This window comes from Porcipelethomonas ammoniilytica (assembly GCF_025567485.1).
In the GTDB taxonomy this organism is placed as follows: Bacteria; Bacillota; Clostridia; order Oscillospirales; family Ruminococcaceae; genus Porcipelethomonas; species Porcipelethomonas ammoniilytica.
In genome coordinates this window covers 1-19081 of sequence record NZ_JAOQKH010000022.1, presented here as the reverse complement: position 1 = coordinate 19081, position 19081 = coordinate 1, and the positions used below count along the sequence as shown (strand labels likewise).

Here is a 19081-nt window from a genome sequence, read left to right as displayed (position 1 = left end):
ACTTGGTGTTTTCCATGTGTTTCTCTCCTTTTTTTATTATTATACCATCTTTCGCTTTTTGCTGTCCACTTTTTTAGTATAGCACCAATTGGAATTAAATGGAATATGTTAATACTGATTACGAATTCGGAATTTGGTTGGACACTATTGATAATTGTATATTATCTTTTACATAAATAATTATTTAGTTTTATTAGAATTAATAATTTTTCAGATATGAAGCATGTCGAGTTGTTAATGTAAATGGTAGAAATTTATGTGAAATATGACGAAAAATATGCAAGCAGATTGTATGCAGAGTCGTCAGGCGATCTTTGTGCAGAGTTGTCTTATTGATAATTAGTTGAGAACTGGTGAGTGTGAAAATACAGATAACTCAACGGTTCATTTCATTTCTTCAAACAGAAAAGATTGTTGGGATTTATTGTAGTATAAGTGCATATGGCATGTAGTAATACAGTGATGGGGGTAAACATGGATTATAGTGATAATAGTATAAAAGCTTCATGGCTTCATATTTCAGATTTGCATGTATTTCCCGAAGCAGATACCACATTAATGCTAGATGATTATAGAGAATTAGCAGAAATCATTTCACCACAATTTCTTGTTGTGACTGGTGATTTTCGTCATAAAAAATATGAAACGGATTTTTCGCTTGCGTGGGATTACTTAGAATTGCTTATTGATATTTTTCACATTGATAAGCAAGACGTTTTTCTCGTGCCTGGAAATCATGATGTGAACAATTATGAAGGAAGAACAGACGCTATTTCTGATATATGTGTACATTCGAAAGCAAATGATTATAATGTTTATTCAAAATATTTATTATATAGAGGATTTTCTGATTATAATAATTTTGTACGTAAATTTTATAATGATTCAAATTTTGTAGATAAAAGGATAACTGATCCAAGTGGAGTAAATTGCATTGATTGGAATAATTTGATTAATATTATTTATTTAAATACAGCTTTAATTAGTGACGATGAAGAACATGGAGAAATTCTTGATATTAATGCATTGTCTCAATGCAAAATTGACTTTAATAAACCAACAATTATATTAGGACATCATGGTATTGATTCTTTGTTTTCTTGTTACGCTGAAAGAGTAAAAGGGATTATTGATCGTCGAAAAGTAAGTGCATATCTTCATGGCGATAGCCATAAATATGCAAACCATCCGATTTCAAAAATCTCTACCCCTAATATTACAATTCCAAGTATTACTTGTGCTAAATCGGCACCACAATCAGGAGATTTATTTTCTGATATTGGTATAGTTTATTACGAATGGCGAAATGATGATAATACATATGTCCAAGCATATAGATGGACACCAAAAGGCTTTATTGAAGATTCAACGTATTATTATGACATTGATAAAAGATACTTTTTCCCTATGATTTATAATAAAGATAATATCATAAATGAGCCTCAGATTATGTATAAACAAATAAAAAACATTATGAAAGATCATAGCATTTTTATGTCAGGAAAATGGTTGAAAGAGGCTGAGGCTATTTGGAAAACCAGCTATCATGAAGGAATAGGCAGATGTTTATTGGTATTTTATTACGAAAAGGCAGTTGAAGGTGTTATTAGTGCACGGCAACAAGCAAAAGAAATTTATCATGATTTAGAACGGATTCCAAACCATGATTCTAATACATAAGATATGCTTGAAGCTACAAAAAGATTATTATATTTTGATGAATAGTAAAGGAGGACAATATGGCATTTTTAGATTCATTTAAAAGAAGACGGGAAACAAATGTTGCAGAAGTTGGAAATGCTAATACATCTACTACAAACCAAATCCCAAAATCCGTAGATTTAAATCAAGTACCCTTTCACTCTGCGGCTGATTGGTTGGGAAGTACAGCACAAGGTGTCAAACCGTTTAAGATAATTACCAACCCTGTATCTGTCGGGCAATCGATTAAAGTGCCAAATTATATCCCAAAAACAGGGAAGAAAGTAATTACAAAATATAATGGTAGACCTCTTTGGCTGAAAGAAGCTTTGATGACCGATCATATTTCTGTAACTTATGCTACTGATAATGCAGATTATTTTGCGAAAGTATATACGTTGGATGTGCTTAGGTTAGACATGTTAGAAAATAAAGCAAATCGTATGTTGCGAGAAAAAATTGAGATTCCTGGTGTTTGTTGGCCTATAGATATACTTAATGATGATAATGGATATTTTGTAGGTATTCTTGTTCCAGCCTCTCGAGGTGTTCAGTTAACACGCTCTGTATTTAATGGAGCCACAGGTTTGTCGCAGTTTTTTCCGCAATGGAATAAAAATGATTTATGTGATTTAACTATGACTATACTGGATAAAATTCGCAAGATGCATGACTTGGGTCTGCTATTTGGGTGTATAAATCCAGCTTCCATATATATTGCAGATACAAAAGATGTATATTTTGTTGATACAGACTGTTGGCAGATTGAAGGTTATCCAGCTCTTTCTCGTAATCAAACATTTACACCACCTGAACTTTTGCGTGATAATAAAACTCAATTGATTTATACAATGGATCAAGAAAATTATCAGATAGGTGTATTAACCTTTATGCTGATGATGCCTGGAAAATTTCCTTATGCAAAAGGGAGAAATGCTAATGAACGTGATAGTATTATGGATATGTCTTTTCCGTTTAGTGTAGGAGGTGGCATGCGACGTTCACGGGATGCAGAACGACCAAGTGGTATATGGCGAATTGTATGGGATCATCTACCATATCAAATGTGTGATGGCTTTTATAATACATTTCATGCAAATGGAAAGTATGCTAAACCTGGATGCCGTCTAAAAACTACAGATTGGTTAAGAATGTCTAAGGACTTTGCCAATACTCTCATTACTTCAAATAGAACTGATTCGCAAAGTATGTTTCCACGTACTTTTAGGCATGATGGGAAACGAGTATTTGTAAGGTGCAATATTTGTGGACAAGAACATCCAGATTATTATTTTATACATAGTATACATGTGCAACAGGAAAAAATTGATATATGGGAAAGAGGCTACAGAATTTGTCTTCCATGTGCAGGCGATCAATCAAATATGTCATTTAAATGTGAATGCTGTGGTCGTACATTTTACTATACAAACAGAACGAAGGTCCTTCATGAAATTGGTAAAAGTGATTTTGATTTCAAAAAACAGCGATGGTGCAAAGATTGTAAAAAACGGACAATAAAGTGCGGACATTGTGGTCGAGAAGTACCAATTTATCAAATGCGAGAATTTGAAGATAGATTACGAAATCTGCGAACTAGTGTCTGTGGCAATTGTTTTAAAGAAATGATTGAAAAGTCAAAACAAGAGAAAGAGGCTTGGAAGAATTCTCCGGCTCGTTGGGTATCATGCCGTAATTGTGGTAGAAGTTTTTCTATTACAAATGGGGAAATGGAGTATTTTAATAGAAAAGGATATAATCTGCCTACACGTTGTCCTAACTGTAGGAAAAAACGTTATTAATTATCATGGAAAGGAGAACGCATATGGCAAATGAAGCTTATTATACAAGTGAACACTATAACCAACAACGCAGATTGCTCATTAATGGAGATCCTCGTGCATTAATCTGCTTTTGCGTAGACGTGAGTCAGTCTATGGACGAATGGTGGATTGAAGAGGGTGGATTAAGAAGAAACACAGGTTCTGGTTTTTCTGATGGACATAGTGTTAACTATTTTAATTTAGATGATATTCGTCCAGGGTATGCACATTATAAAAAAATTGACAAATTGAATGAAACATTGTGTAGCCTTTTGAGTGAATTAAAATTTGATAGAGAGCTTTGTCGTCAAGTTGCAGTATCAATTATTACTTATAGTCGTTTTGCAAGTGTAAGATATGATTTTCTTGATTGTGAAGCTATGGATATTCAATCTTGTAAATGTACTGTTGAAAAGGCAGAAACAGCAATGGGTGATGGAATTCGTACATCACTTGCACAATTAGATGAAATGCAGAATGATCTTAGAAACGCAGATAATGATTACTACACTCCTATATTGGTATTTATGACAGATGGTACTCCTACCGATGACCCACGTATAGAATTCTCAAAAGTTCGAGAACGTGTACAAAAGGGGGAATTGTTTTTATTTCCATTAGGTATTGGTGAAGGAGCTGATATGGCAAGGTTACGAGATATGTTTCCAGTAGAAAAAGTACCACAAAGTTTTAGTGAACGTTATAAAATGATTAAGCCAGAAGATTATAGCGTTATTTTCAAAGAAATTAAGGATCATGTTAAGCGAAAGCAAAGTGTAATGGTTTCGGAGGGTAACAGTATACAAAGTGAGCCTGTCGTTGAAGATATAAATGTTAATAATAATCAAATGGGGCAAAGCATCCTGTATGAGTATTTATCTGGATTAGCTTAATGATAAGTTTAACGCCATCTGAGCTATCGAGTCCAAATGGTGTTATTTTTTTGTCAAGAAACTCTTTATTATAGGGCGTTTTTGACATTTTTTATTTTGTAATTTTGAATGTTAAAATGAAAATTGTTGAATTTCATAATTAAACATTAAAAAAGTTAAAATCTGAACCCTATATTCCAAATATTATTCAATAGAAACATCGTGTTTTAGGCATATTCTTCTTCTGCCTGGCATGGTGTTTTATATTTTATCATTGAATGGGGTCTTTCATGATTGTAAAATGATATGTATTTCTCTACGGTTCACTTAAAGCTTTTTTCAGAAGTGAAATCAGTATGATATAGTTATTCTCGCTTTAAAGAACTGAAAAATGGTTCCATTACAGAGTGTGCCGGAATTTGAGGTGCTTTGGATAACTCCGTGTGATGCAAGATATTTTTGGAAAATAGTTGATATGTAATTTGCACCTCTGTCACTATGAAAAATTAATCCGCTTTCATGTGTTCTTAAACAACAGTTGTGAAAAAGTGGTAAGTTTAATACCATCTTACCCCTTAAATCCAGATGGTATTAACTTTTTATTTGGAAATCCTTCATATTGATTTGGAGCCTTGTAATTTATAGTAGCATGAGGTCTGCGATTATTGTAAAAGTCTATATAGTCACAGATTATTTGTTTTAATTCATATTCAGCTTTTATTTTTCTTCAGTACAATTCTTCTCTTTTGAGAGATGAGAAGAATGATTCTGCCACAGAGTTATCGTAAGGGTTTCTGAGCTTTGAAAATGATTGAGTTATGCTGTTTTCAGCGAGATAGTCAGAGAAAGTCGCTGAAGTGTAATTTGTACCATGATTGTTGTGAAATATAAGACCTTTATTTGGATGACGTGATTCAATTGTAATTTTAACAGTGACTTTGTAAGTTGGGTACTGTTGTTTCTTAGAACAGCGGCGATTTTTCTTGCTCCGAAAATCTGATTGTTTTCTTCAAATATTCTTCTTATTTCAACGCAGAAAAACTCACGCCTTTTTTATACCGAACATTATCACGCTTGTTCCGTTTGATGTAGTTATAAAAAGTACTTCGTGAGACAGTTTTATCCTCTTGAAAACACAACGAAGGATTAATGGCAAGAGCTCACAAAAATACGTCAACAGCTGAAAGTACATTACTATTCCAAGCGAGAGTGGATTGATTGCTTTGCTGAAAATGGTTTTACTGTTTTATCAGTTGATCATACAGTTTTCTATTGAAATTTAGTAACTCATTCATATAAAAATGTGTTTTATTATATAAATGTGAAATCACACATATTAATACTAAACAAATGAAAACCAAATGATCAACAAATGAGTTCTTGACTACACCCCCTTTTGCGTAGTATAATATAATTTATATAGGAGGGGTAGTATTGAATACTTTGGAAAGAATAAGAAAATTGCTTAATGGTAGAAACTGGTCAATGTACAAATTATTAAAAGCATCAGGTGTTTCTCAATCTACTTTATCAAATATGTTCAGTCGTAATAATGATCCGAGCATCAGTACGCTCGAGGATATCTGCAAAGCATTTGGAATAACATTGTCTCAATTTTTCGCAAATGAAGGTGAGTTAGTTGTACTTACAAAAGAACAATCTGAGATGTTGGAAAAATGGTCAAGCTTATCTGCTGAACAAAAAAGTTCACTTTTAAAGTCAATGAAATGAGAGGAACGTTATAATGCCTGTATATGCTAAATGTCAAGTTTTTACCCCTTATGATAATGTAAATAAACTATTGAATGTTGTAGGATATAAAAATAATTTGTATGGAAAAAAAGTAGCTGAAAATTCTTGTGGTGATGGGAATGTTTTAACAGAGATTGTAAAAAGGTATATTATCAATTGTTTAAAACAATGTATGTCTATTGAAGATATTAGAATTGGATTGCAAAATGACATTTGGGCTGCTGAGATTGACAAGAAGCATATTGAAAATTGTAAAAATCGATTAAATTGTTTGGCCGAAACTTATAATATATATGATGTTTGTTGGAATATACTAGAGGGTGATGTTTTAAAAGAAAATATCATAGATGAGTTTGATTTCGTTATAGGAAATCCTCCGTATATTACTTATAAAGAACTTGAAAAGTCTGATAGGAAGTTTATAAAAGATACCTATGAAACTTGTTCAGTCGGCAAATTTGATTATTGTTATGCATTTATTGAAGCAAGCTTAAAATCGTTAAAATCCACTGGGAAATTGGCTTATTTAATTCCAACTAACATATTTAAAAATAGATTTGCTCAAAATTTAAGAGAGTATTTTTTACCTTATTTAACTGACATTTATGATTACACAAATCAGAAATTGTTCTCAGGAAAATTGACGGCATCTGCTATAATTGTATGTGATAAAAGTAAAAGCAAATCATTTGTGAATTATCATAATTTAAGTGATAAAACCAACATTCAAATAAAAAAATATAAATTAAAAGACAAGTGGATATTTAAAAGTACAAAGTATTCCGCAAAAGAAAAATTGGTTAGATTTGGAGATCTTTTTCATGCTGTTAGTAGTATTGCTACGTTATTGAATAAAGTATATATAATTGATGAGTATTCTGAATGCGGTGATTATATAGCTGTTGGAAAATATAGATTGGAAAAAGGATTATTAAGAAAAGCAGTTAGTCCTCGATCTATAAATTTTAGAAAAGAAGAGATGGTGATTTTCCCATACTATTATACAGAAAAAGGTTTACAAAAATATACTACTATGCAATTTGAAAATCTTTATCCACAAGCGGTAGTTTATCTTAACCATTATAGAAGCGAGTTGAAAAAAAGGAAAAGTGACAGTGGTATAAATTGGTTTGAGTATGGTCGTTCTCAGGCTTTAACTCATTTAAATCAATCTAAACTTCTGATATCTACTTTAATTACTGGAAGTGCTAAAGTATATTTACTAGATAAAGACACTATTCCTACATCTGGGTTATATATTGTACCGCAAAAAAATCAACAAAAATATAACCTTTGTAAAGCCAAAAATGTTTTAGAAAGCGAATTGTTTTATTCATATGTTGAATCTATAGGTGTTATCTCAAATGGCAATTCGTATAGGATATCACCTAAAGATATAAACAACTTTTATTTTCCAATAGATATGTTGAATGACTAAAAATGGGAGGAAGTTATATGGCTAAGATACCTTTTAATGTAGATGCCTATACAGCAAAACTTATTGGTCGAGAAAATGTATCAAAACTTGATGGAGCTATATTGGAATTGGTCAAAAATACATATGATGCCGATGCTTCTATATGTCTTCTTTATTATGAAAAAGAAACAGATATATTATACATTGCTGATAATGGTACTGGAATGACAGAGGAGGTCATTTTGAAACATTGGATGACTATAGGAAGTTCCTCAAAAAAGATTAGTTTCAAAACTCAAAAGGGACGTATACAAACAGGTGCAAAAGGAATAGGTCGGTTTGCGTTGGATAGGATTGCAGATAACTGCAGCCTCTTGACAATATCAAAAGATGAGCATTTGTTATGGAATGTAGATTGGGATGTATTTTCATTTGGACAAAAAATAACAGATATAACGGCAGATTTAGATAAGAGTAATTTATCTTTTGTCGAATTTGTTGATGGAATTACAAATAAATCAGTTGTCAATTTGATAACAAAGGAATTTTCTAAAACAGGTTCATTGTTTAAATTAACAAACTTAAGAGATAGTTGGGATAAGTCGATTATAGACAGCATACGTTCTAATTTAAAAACATTAATTCCTCCCGAATTTAAGGATATTTTTAATATTTATTTTTTTGAAAGTGATACATCAATTGATGAAGCTGCTTTATTGCAGGAAGGTGATGATTTTTCATATGATTATCGAATTAAATTCTTTGCTAACAGCAATGGCGATGTTACAATTACTATAAATCGTGAAGAATTTGATTTTGGTGACAACTTTGATAAAATAACTACTGAAGCCGGTTTTGATGACAAAGAAAAGCTTTATTTTTCTGGAACACCAATAGTTATAGAAACTACATTTAATAGCGTTTTACGAAATAAGAAGCCAATTGATAATACAATTGGTGATTTTCAAGGAACACTATATTTTACAAAACTTTCAGTTAATAAGGTCGATAGAGAAAAATTTTTCTATAAAGATATTACTGGTAGACCTGATATTAGAGATTCCTTTGGAGGAATAAGAATTTATAGAGATGGATTTAGAGTCAGACCATATGGTGATCCTAAATCATCTTCCGTTGATTGGCTTATGTTGTCGGCAAGAAAAAATAAATCACCAGCTGCTGTATCACATTCTACGGGAGCATGGCGTGTCAATGCTGATCAAATGCATGGTAGTATCTATATATCGCGTACAAATATTACACTTCCAGATCAAGCTAATAGACAAGGGATTGTCGAAACTGAAGAATTTAGAATACTTCAAGATTTTTTACGAAATATTATCAAATATTTTGAGCAGGATAGACAAGCAGTATGTAGAAAGCTTAATACATATTTTGAAAAAATGCATCCGACTGCTGAAATTGAAAGAGAACTTGATGATAAAATAAAGAAAGATGTTCAAAATAGAGAACGTTCGAAACGGAAAAACACTAACTATTCACCTGAGTTCATAGAAGTTAATAAAGTGTCTGTTTTGGTTGATAAGAAAGATTCCACAATCAAGCAGCTTGAGACAGAACTTCAAATGTTACGTGTTCTTGCAACTACAGGAATTGTTACAAACACATATATTCATGAAATCAAAGGAATTACTCATAAGTTGGGAATGAAAATAACAATGGCCAAAGAAGCTATTGAATTTGATAAAGATTTAGATGCTGCTTATAATTATATTCTAGAGGCTAATAAATTTCGTGGTTTCTTTACATCTTGGTTTAAGGTCACTGTAGAATCTGTAAGGCGTGATAAAAGAACTATGCGAATAACAGATATAAGCAAATTAATTTCAGAATTGGTAACTAGTTGGAAGTTGGCATTAGAGCCTAAAAAGATTTCTATAAATTGCAATATTGAAAAAGATATAAATTTGAGATGCTTTCCATATGAACTTGAAAGTATATTAAATAATCTTATTTCAAATAGTACAGCTTCTTATGATACAACAAGAATAGATAGAATGGAAATTGATATTAGAATAGAATCGACAGATACGGGAATAATGATTAGGTATTCTGATACAGGTATAGGATTAATTGATCAATATAAGGAGAATCCTCGTTTGATTCTAGAACCCTTTGAAAGTGATAAACGCTCAGCAAATGGTGAAATAATAGGTACAGGAATGGGAATGTGGATAATCAATAGAATTGTTAACGATTATGGAGGTTATATTGATTTGTCTGAAAATATTAAACACGCATCTGGATTTTATGCCAAGATAACTCTTAATGCTAAACGATAGGAGATATGTTTATGTATAAAATTGGTTTTATAGATGATGATACAACGTTAATTAATGATTATATGATAAGATTGAAACGTAAAGATATTAATTTGTTTTTTGTAGATGGATGTATTACAAAGAATGATGTTCTTAAATGGATATTAAAAAATGAAATAAAGTGTATGTTGGTTGATTATAAATTAACATCTATGTATGATTTTAATGGCACTGAATTAGTAGCATTTCTCAATAGTGAATTACCTGATTTACCTTGTATTATTCTTACGAATTATTGTGATCAAGGAATTAGTGAGAATCTTGTTATTCAAAACTTATTTATCGAAAGAGAGAAGTTAGATGCTGATTATTCTTCACCGGAATTTGAAGAAATAATAACGTGTTTAAAGCAAGCGGTAGATGTATTTGACAATAGACTGAAACTAAATGTAAATGAGTATGAAGTGCTAAAGAAAAAAAAGGATAATGGAACCATTTCTCTAGATGAAGAGGAACGCTTTATAGATATATTTAAAATATTGAGGGCTTACAATGAAGTGGATGATATACCAGCTGAATTATTAACTACTAATGCTACGAAAAAAATGTCGGACATTTTAGAATCACTAGATAAGCTCTTAAATCAGTGAAATTAGGGAGCTTAGCCAATGAGAGTGCATATAAACAATATTATTGTTAGGCGACAAAATGTAGTTAGTAAATCAGATTATAAAGATTATCGACAGGAGTTGCGAGAAGATTTTTGCTGTATTTGCGGTTATTGCGGAAAATCAGAAAAAATCACAAAAAATGCTTTTGAAATAGATCATTTTATGCCTAAATCTGTTGCACCTGAATTAGAAAAAGAGTATAGTAATTTAGTGTATTCTTGTTATACATGTAATAGAAAAAAATCTGATAAGTGGCCAACAAAAGATAAATCTAAATGCAATGATGGATTTATTGGTTTTGTCGATCCTGCTAGTGAGGATTATGATAATCATTTAACTCGTTTGGATGATGGAACAATAAAGGGCATTACTGAAGTAGGTAAATATATGTGTGATATAGTGTTTAAATTTCAAATGCGTCCAATGAGAGAGTTATGGCTATGTACAAAGATTCTTGAAAGACAAGAACAACTTGAAGAAAAAATTTTACAAATGACAACAGAAGAAAGTAAAGAATACATAAAATTAAATGTGGAATTAAAAAAATTAACAGCATTACTCTTTACTAAAAGAGAATGATTAATAAAATGATAAGTATAATGTCATATGAACCTTCAAGTCCAAATGGCGTTGACTTTTTGTCGAGACCCCTTTATTATAGGGAGGTTGGCTTTTTTGTAGTTGAATTTCATAATTAAATATTAAAAAATAAAATTGATAAGCCTAACGCCATCTGAACCCTCGAGTTCAAATGGCGTTAAATTTTTGTCGGGGAACCCTTTATTATAGGGGATTTCCGGCTTTTTTAAAAGTTGTAATTTTTAAGACTAAAATTAAAAACAGTTGAATTTCAAAATAAAACATTAAAAAAGTCTAAATCTGAACCCCTTATTCCAATTATCAATCTGAGGTTTTTTCGGTGTTTCCGAAGTATTCACATTCATATTGATTTGGAGTCTTGTAATTTATAGTGGCATGAGGTCTGCGATTATTGTAAAAGTCTATATAGTCGCAGATTATTTGTTTTAATTCATATTCGGACTTTATTTTTCTTCTGTACAATTCTTCTCTTTTGAGAGATGAGAAGAATGATTTTGCTACAGAGTTATCGTAAGGGTTTCTGACCTTTGAAAATGATTGGGTTATGCCGTTTTCAGTCAGATATTTAGAGAAAGTTGCTGATGTGTAATTTGCACCGTGGTCATTGTGAAATATAAGACCTTTATTGGGATGACGTGATTCAATTGCAATTTTAACAGTCGACTTTGTAAGTTGAGTACTGTTGTTTTTTGAGATTTTATAAGCTATAACTTTTCTTGAAAATAAATCGGTAATAGCACAAATAAAAAAACACTTATCGTTATATTTATAATATGTAATGTCGCTTACCCATGCAGTATTAGGTTTGTCAACATTGAATTGTTGTTTTAAAATATTTCTTTTACGCCTATCTTTTAAATATTCTTTTTTAGAGTTAGTTCGAATGCTGTTTAAGTTCATTTCAACCGTGAGTTTACGAACATATTTATTGCTTACTTGCTCGCCGTTGTTTCTCAGAACAGCGGCGATTTTTCTTGCTCCGAAAATCTGATTGTTTTCTTCGAAAATTCTTCTAATTTCACCGCAGAAATACTCACGCCGTTTTTTATACCAAACATTATCACGCTTGTTCCGTTTGATGTGGTTATAAAAAGTACCTCGTGGAATATTGAGTGCATCACACAGAACATGAACACTGTATTTTCCATACAGCTTTTCAATCTCACACAGCTTTTCTTGCAAAGGGGAGTGAGCATTGCATTCAACAGTTTTTAGAATCTCAATCATATCAGATTGACGATTTGTTCTTTGTTTAAGATTATTAAAATCTTTGGCAATAAACTTCTTTTCTTCTGTAACCGGTTTAAACTTTTTTATCCAGTTGTACAGTGTGCTTTTTGCGATACCCAATTCATCGGCAATAAAAGTTACTGATTCACCTGAAAGGTTTAATGAGCATGAAATAATCAACTTTTATAGTATGTAATATATATTTTTTATGATAGAAGAGGAGTGTTAAAAATGGCAGATCAGACCGTAGTATATGAATTTGAAATGAAACTTAGTAATTTAGAATAAGAAAATTCAGATATTAAAAGAACAATATGAATCAAAATAATAAAGATACCGCTATTCAACTACCATGTTTGAATAGCGGTATCTTTATGCAAAGAAATAATTTAATAATGGATTATGTAATGCTGTGAACCACTGCGTTCTAAGCATTTATTTTTTGATCAAATATTATTGTATAATATTAACAAATAGAATTATTTAATTATATATAATTCTACAAAATTCTATAAGAAATTGCCAAAAATATTGACAATGTGGAAAATATTTTATATAATAAGAAACATAAGATTGGAATTAAATGGAATATGTTAATGCTGATTACGAATTTATTTATACCAATTACGAATTAGGTATTGACTTTTATTGAAACTTCATTATTTATTATTTAATGTGATTAGGCTGCAGCTAATTATGTTGATATTGGTCGAAATTTGGTTGAACTATTGATAGTTGTATATTATTCTGCGTTGACTTTTATCTTGTTTCTGGGGTGCTTGACAGAGAGGATTTCCTTTTGCTTTGCCATAGCAACGTGAATGTAAATCTGTGTGGTTGTGATGGAACTGTACTCTAATAGCTTCTGTATGTAACGAATGTCAATATCTTCGTCGAGAACAAAGTAGTTGTGGGTAGAAAGGATCAGACATGATAAGACCAAATAAAAAAATTGGAATAGTTTATAGTTTTAACTCGATAAAATACGCTAACGAATTAAAACAAATAATCATAAATTATAGAACTGAAGGATATTGTATTGAACCAATAATGGTTGACAATTTTTTATTGGATCAAGAAAGAAATATTGAATTACGAGTATTTGATAATTTAAGTAAATGTGATTTTGCATTTGTGTTTCTTACTAAAGATCTATATATTAATAGTAAAGATATGTTTGTATCAAAGCCTAATGTTATACTGGAATTAGGTTATTTAAAAGGACAATTAAACAAAAATTCAATATGGATTATTTCAGATTTTCCGTATAAAGATATAAATGATAATAAATACATGATGCCTTCAGATATTCCTGCGGAGTACTTAGAAGAAATAGATGCAAATAATAGTAATAATGATCTAAAAACTTTATTTAATAAGTTCTTAAATATTATGAAGAACAATATTGTTAAGATGAATGAGTTTAATATTAATGATTTAACTAATTCCTTGGTTTTAAATTCAGCATATAAAACAAATTATGAAAATCTTTTCCCTAAGGTACAATTTGAATCAATTGAAAAATATTCTCTGGAATGGCAATTAAAAGAAATATTTAGTATATGGATGAGTGAAAAATCTATGTTGAGTGATGCAGAACAAATAGTATATATTTTTGAAAGAATAGTTTTTCTTCCCTTTTTTCCAGAGAAAATTATAGGTAGTCAACTAATTGATTTTTTATCTGTTGATGTTACTGAAGAAAATTCATATATAATGGCTTGTTGTAAAATTATCAAGAATGTGAATTTATATGAAGAACATAAGAGAAAAAGAAATCAGATTGAAAGTACTATTTTTTATACAAATATAGCAAAAGCAATCCTTGAAGAAATGCAAAAATTTAAATTGAGTAAAATTGCTCCAATAATTGGATGTGTATCAAAAAATTATATCGGTTTAAGTTATTTGAATTCATCGTTGAAATCATGTAACAAGGAAAATTTGAAAGTGGCAGAAAAAAAATTTTAAGGAAGTAATTGAATTAAGCAGCAATAATTTAGGTGATAATATGGATGTGATTCAAGCATTTGCCAAATACAATTTAGCTCGAGTAAAAAAGAACTTAAATGAAAATGCTGAAGCTGAATATTCTATAGCAATCCATAAAAGAGATGAATTATCTAAAGCATCAAAATTCCCACAAATGTTCAGGTTGAATTTTGCACTTGAAAGAATTCATGCAGAAATTGATTTTTGCGATTATATGTTAAAAACTCAGGAAATAGATACAACATGTTACTTGAGGAAGATAGAAACAATGCAGAAGGAGTTAAGTGATATTCGTCAAACACCAGCAGCAGATGTTTCATTGTTTGCAACGATAGAAGATAAGCGTAAACAGTGTGCAGAAGAAATATAAATGATTTATTTTAGAATCACAAATAAAAGTTAAGCCTTAAAATAAAAATATGTATCCATCCTTAGAAATGTGCAAGTTGTCCCAACTGATAAGGTAGAGCGTCAAGATATTTCAGCCATAAAAGGTTTAAAAAGTTATAAAGAAGGAGTGTCAACTATGGAATATAAATATATATCGTCAATACCCAAACCGTTATTAAACGACTTTGTAAACGGTAGAGTCATCCCATTTGTTGGAGCAGGATTTTCCAAAAATGCTGATATTCCAGATGGATTATCTATGCCTGATTGGAATGAATTGGGTAAAATTGTTGCAGATGAAATTCCAGATTATCACTATGACAATAATGCTATAGATGCACTTTCATATTATGAAGACTTATATTCGCGAGCAAAATTGATTGAACTGTTAATGAAAGAACTTCATTTTGGGAAAGTACAGCCAGGTTCTACATATAAGGCGTTTTGTGAATTGTTCACAGGAACCATATGTACAACTAATTTTGATTCCTTAATTGAAGATTCAATGACACTGTTACACCGTCCCATTCCAGTTATTGTAACAAAAGACAGATTACCTATTGGTAGTGGTAAAGATAATAAGATAGTAAAGCTTCATGGTGATTTTAATCATCCTGATAAGATGGTAATTACTGAACATGATTATGATGTTTATCTTGATCAAAATCCTGTTTTGGCAACATATGTAGCGAACCTTTTTATCGCAAACACATTACTGTTAATAGGCTATAGTCTTGATGATATTGATTTTAGAAGTGTATGGCAGATAATAAATAGCAGATTAGGGCGTATGGCACAACCTGCATATTATATAACTGTTGGTGCCTCCTCTGAAAAAGTAGCAAGATATAAGAGACGAAATATAAGGATTATTAATCTTAAAGGTCAACCTCAAAATTATAAAACTATATTACATGACTTTTTTGTTGAAATAAATGAATATATTTGTATCGAAAAAGACAAAACGACAAAGAGTACTAATGAAAAAATAAATGAACAAATGAAAATTCCAGCAGAAGATAATAAACTTTGTTTTATCTCATGTTCCATGTCTCGTATAGCGCAACTTTCTAATCTTATAAATCCAACCCTTCAAACTCTTGGAATTACACCGGTTCGCATAGATGACATGTTAATGCCGTATGACAATTGGATTGATATTTCACGAACAGCGATTAGAAAATCTAAAGCTGCAATCATAGATGTTTCAGATTCGTCATCTAATGTAATGATTGAACTTGGATTAATTAAATCAACAACCCCAAAAAACAATGTATTAATACTATGTGAAAAAAATACAGTTTTACCTGTTTCTTTAATTAATCAACGAGTATTAACTTATACATTTGATATAACTAACGAAAAGGATAATTATTATTTTTCAAAAGAATTAAAAGAATGGTGTCGCAGTGTCTTTAATATTATTTCTACCAGTTATGATAACAACAATAATAAGCATGTTGCCTTTGCCGATGCGTATGAACTTTTAAAAAAAGAAGATTATTCAGCGTGCATTGTTTCTGCCTACTCGGAGCTAGAGAATCATATTTTTTCACACCATACAGATTTTGAAACAAATGATAAAGGAGTTATTTGTGAAATATTTAGAATAAATCAATACATATCGAACAATTATGATAGTGACTATTATAAAGAAATAATGACATTACATAATAATATTGTACATCAGGGTTATATTGCAACATTGAAAGAAGCTGAGGATTTTCTGCGTTTTGTAACAGAATGCAGAGAAGCTTTAGATAATTTCAAGAAAAAAAATCAAAAGAAACAAATTCTTTGGGTAGATGATAGACCGGAAAATAATGTTTATGAACGCAATGTTCTTGAACAATATGGTTTAGATTTTACATTGGCTTTATCAACACAGCAAGCATTAGATTTTATGCAGCATAATAAGTTTGCACTTATTATATCGGATATGAGAAGGAAAGAAGGAGAGGATGAAGGATATGTTCTGTTAGATAAAATCCGTAAAAATAATAAAGAAATACCATTTATTGTTTATGCTGGCTCAAGTAAAGAAGAATATAAAAACGAAATATTAAAACGAGGAGGTCAAGATTACACCAATACACCTAGAGAATTGATTGACGCAGTAATTAATACTTTACTTATTAACCTATAAATCCAATTGTTTCTAAATTTACTTGACTTATGCATGTTCAGATGACATTTTTTTATATTAAAGGATACATGGCAAAAACGAATTGCATGAGATATAAGGTAAAGCTCGTGAATTTTATATTGGCAATTGCGACTATCCTCAAATTATAAACGAAGAACTTTGGAATGCAGCACAGAATAAGAAAAATAACAGCAGCTATTCAATGAGATACAGCAGGAGTAAAACGGTAGTTTAAATATCCGGATTTTCAAAAAAAGGTTTCAGTGCAAATACTTGATTTCAAAGTAAAAAGCTGATATACTTATATTAAAGGAACGGAGGTGCAGCAATGGGTATTTATTTAAATCCGAGCAATATTGATTTTCAGCAGGCCTTAAATTCCAAAATATATGTTGACAAAAGTATGCTGATTGATTATTCAAACAGTGTCATCTATACAGAACAGAAATTCATCTGCGTTAGCCGACCGAGGCGTTTTGGGAAGTCGATGGCGGCTAATATGCTGACGGCGTACTATAGCCGTGGTTGTGATTCGGGAGAAATGTTCAGCAATTTAAAAATATCAAAAGCTGATACATTTGAAAAGCATCTGAACAGATATAATGTAATTCATATTAATATGGTGAATTTTTTGGAACGCTCAAAATCTATTGACGATATGCTGGATTACCTTGGAAAGCGTCTTATTCATGAAATAAAAAAAGAAAACGGAGATGTAGATTGCTTCGACTGGAATGATTTGATTTCTGTACTTGATGAAATATTTCATGAGAAAAAAATTCCGTTTATCTTTATAATAGACGAATGGGACTGTATTTTTAGAGAACATAAAAATGATACTGACGCTCAAACAAAATATCTTGATTTTTTAAGGAGTCTGTTAAAGGATCAAAGCTATGTAGCGCTCGCATATATGACCGGAATTCTGCCAATAAAAAAATATGGAAAGCATTCGGCGATTAATGCTTTTTATGAGTATTCCATGACATACGCCGATCCGATTTCAGAATTTACCGGATTTACCGAAGAAGAAGTAAAACTCCTATGCCAAAAGTATGACAAACCTTTTGAAGAAATGAAACGTTGGTATGATGGATATAACTTAAACGGAATTTCTATTTATAATCCGAAGTCTGTTGTTGAATCGATTCTTAGAGGACAGTTTAATAACTATTGGACGTCCACCGAAACTTACGAGGCATTGAAAGTCTATATCGAAATGAATTTTGACGGTTTGAAGGATACAATTATTGAACTCCTTGCCGGACAAAAATCAATAATTGATACGACAACATTCTCAAATGACATGGTAACTTTTGAAACAAAAGACGATGTACTGACACTTTTAGTTCATCTTGGATACCTGACATATGATTTTTATACAAAGGAAGTATCGATCCCAAACTACGAAATTTCAGAACAGTTTGCAAGTACTATTAAGGTAATGGGATGGTCGGAGGTTGCTAATTCATTGAAATTATCAGATGAACTTCTAAAATCAACTCTGAACGGCAACGAAGAAAAAGTCGCAGAACTGATAGACAAGGCACATAGTGACAATACATCGATTTTAAAATACAACGATGAAAATTCGCTGTCCTGTGTAATTTCGCTTGCATACTATTCCGCACGAAAAACTTATACGATTGAACGAGAACTGTCTGCCGGAAAAGGATTTGCCGATCTGGTTTTCCGACCGAGAAAAAATAACAGTAATCCTGCAATGATCGTTGAACTTAAATATGATAAATCTGCCGATAGTGCTTTGGATCAAATCAAGAAAAGGCAATATGCTGATTGCTTGAAGGATTACTCAGGAGAAGTTTTACTGGTCGGAATTAATTACAATAAGAATGATAAGCGGCATACTTGTAAAATTAAAATTTTATTTAAATAAGGCATAAAATTGAGAAAAATTAATGTTATCTATTTTGTCAGAGCTTTACATCATGCACTGACAAAATAGATGACAGTGCCGTAAAGCCCGTATCTACGGGCTTTTTTCGTGTTTTGAGAGCAAAAAAAAGAGATAAAAAAACCATAGATGCTTTTGGGCGATTTTGGGCAACTTGAGGGATTTGAACCGACACAAAAGAAAATAAAAAGAAAATGGAAGCAGATTTGAGGAAGAAAAACTCAAGTCTGCCTTTTTTGTATATGTAGAAAAAATAAAGCCGTTTTTGTTGCTTATCCACAAGAGGAAAA

The 19081-nt window shown here is 31.1% G+C and carries 15 protein-coding genes and 1 pseudogene; 12 read left to right on the top strand and 4 right to left on the bottom strand.

The window, feature by feature from the left end; translation table 11 throughout:
* The first annotated feature begins 474 nt into the window (after window positions 1–474).
* Genes OCV67_RS11715 through OCV67_RS11705 form a run of 3 tightly spaced genes read left to right on the top strand, consistent with a single transcriptional unit; the run spans window position 475 to window position 4417 of the window.
* Entirely contained in the window at window positions 475–1680 is a 1206-nt protein-coding gene (locus tag OCV67_RS11715) for a metallophosphoesterase family protein (RefSeq protein ID WP_178085121.1), read from the top strand.
* Between the two features lie 59 nt (window positions 1681–1739).
* Entirely contained in the window at window positions 1740–3503 is a 1764-nt protein-coding gene (locus OCV67_RS11710) for a zinc-ribbon domain containing protein (protein ID WP_147644147.1), read from the top strand.
* 23 nt (window positions 3504–3526) lie between these two features.
* A complete protein-coding gene (locus OCV67_RS11705) occupies window positions 3527–4417 on the top strand; it encodes a vWA domain-containing protein (protein ID WP_178085120.1) in 891 nt (296 codons plus the stop codon).
* A 206-nt stretch (window positions 4418–4623) separates the two neighbouring features.
* On the opposite strand, the pseudogene OCV67_RS13750 reads toward OCV67_RS11705, so the two are convergent.
* Window positions 4624–4707 (bottom strand): annotated as a pseudogene (locus tag OCV67_RS13750) (IS3 family transposase); the annotation flags it as partial.
* Between the two features lie 257 nt (window positions 4708–4964).
* The gene (locus tag OCV67_RS13745) at window positions 4965–5090 is read right to left on the bottom strand and encodes an IS3 family transposase (RefSeq protein ID WP_394802706.1); all 126 of its coding nucleotides are present in this window, start codon (window positions 5088–5090) and stop codon (window positions 4965–4967) included.
* A gap of 740 nt (window positions 5091–5830) precedes the next feature.
* Between OCV67_RS13745 and OCV67_RS11700 the strand changes: the two genes are divergently transcribed.
* Genes OCV67_RS11700 through OCV67_RS11680 form a run of 5 tightly spaced genes read left to right on the top strand, consistent with a single transcriptional unit; the run spans window position 5831 to window position 11097 of the window.
* Entirely contained in the window at window positions 5831–6127 is a 297-nt protein-coding gene (locus tag OCV67_RS11700) for a helix-turn-helix domain-containing protein (RefSeq protein ID WP_147644145.1), read from the top strand.
* Between the two features lie 13 nt (window positions 6128–6140).
* Complete coding sequence (locus OCV67_RS11695; protein WP_147644144.1) at window positions 6141–7586, top strand: Eco57I restriction-modification methylase domain-containing protein; 1446 nt, start codon at window positions 6141–6143, stop codon at window positions 7584–7586.
* Between the two features lie 17 nt (window positions 7587–7603).
* Window positions 7604–9868, top strand: coding sequence for a sensor histidine kinase (locus OCV67_RS11690; protein ID WP_147644143.1), 2265 nt, complete (start codon window positions 7604–7606; stop codon window positions 9866–9868).
* 11 nt (window positions 9869–9879) lie between these two features.
* Window positions 9880–10497 (top strand): DNA-binding transcriptional response regulator, encoded by a 618-nt coding sequence (locus OCV67_RS11685; protein ID WP_147644142.1) that lies wholly within the window; start codon window positions 9880–9882, stop codon window positions 10495–10497.
* A gap of 18 nt (window positions 10498–10515) precedes the next feature.
* On the top strand, window positions 10516–11097 hold the full coding sequence (locus OCV67_RS11680) for an HNH endonuclease (RefSeq protein ID WP_147644141.1): 582 nt from the start codon (window positions 10516–10518) through the stop codon (window positions 11095–11097).
* A 321-nt stretch (window positions 11098–11418) separates the two neighbouring features.
* Here the strand turns inward: OCV67_RS11680 and OCV67_RS11675 are convergent, their stop codons facing one another.
* Window positions 11419–12528 carry an IS3 family transposase gene (locus OCV67_RS11675; protein WP_147644140.1) on the bottom strand — a complete coding sequence of 370 codons (1110 nt, stop codon included), beginning with the start codon at window positions 12526–12528 and terminating at the stop codon, window positions 11419–11421.
* 750 nt (window positions 12529–13278) lie between these two features.
* Between OCV67_RS11675 and OCV67_RS11665 the strand changes: the two genes are divergently transcribed.
* From OCV67_RS11665 to OCV67_RS11650, 4 genes are all read left to right on the top strand, one after another.
* Window positions 13279–14319: a TIR domain-containing protein gene (locus OCV67_RS11665; RefSeq protein ID WP_147644138.1), complete on the top strand. Its 1041-nt coding sequence runs from the start codon at window positions 13279–13281 to the stop codon at window positions 14317–14319.
* A 40-nt stretch (window positions 14320–14359) separates the two neighbouring features.
* Window positions 14360–14710, top strand: coding sequence for a hypothetical protein (locus OCV67_RS11660; protein WP_147644137.1), 351 nt, complete (start codon window positions 14360–14362; stop codon window positions 14708–14710).
* Between the two features lie 156 nt (window positions 14711–14866).
* On the top strand, window positions 14867–16876 hold the full coding sequence (locus OCV67_RS11655) for an SIR2 family protein (protein WP_147644136.1): 2010 nt from the start codon (window positions 14867–14869) through the stop codon (window positions 16874–16876).
* A 328-nt stretch (window positions 16877–17204) separates the two neighbouring features.
* On the top strand, window positions 17205–18773 hold the full coding sequence (locus tag OCV67_RS11650; RefSeq protein ID WP_147644135.1) for an AAA family ATPase: 1569 nt from the start codon (window positions 17205–17207) through the stop codon (window positions 18771–18773).
* Window positions 18774–18810: 37 nt separating this feature from the next.
* On the opposite strand, the gene OCV67_RS11645 is transcribed toward OCV67_RS11650, so the two are convergent.
* Window positions 18811–19081, bottom strand: a 271-nt coding sequence (locus tag OCV67_RS11645) for a hypothetical protein (protein ID WP_262644599.1), incomplete at its 5' end; no start/stop codon positions are given.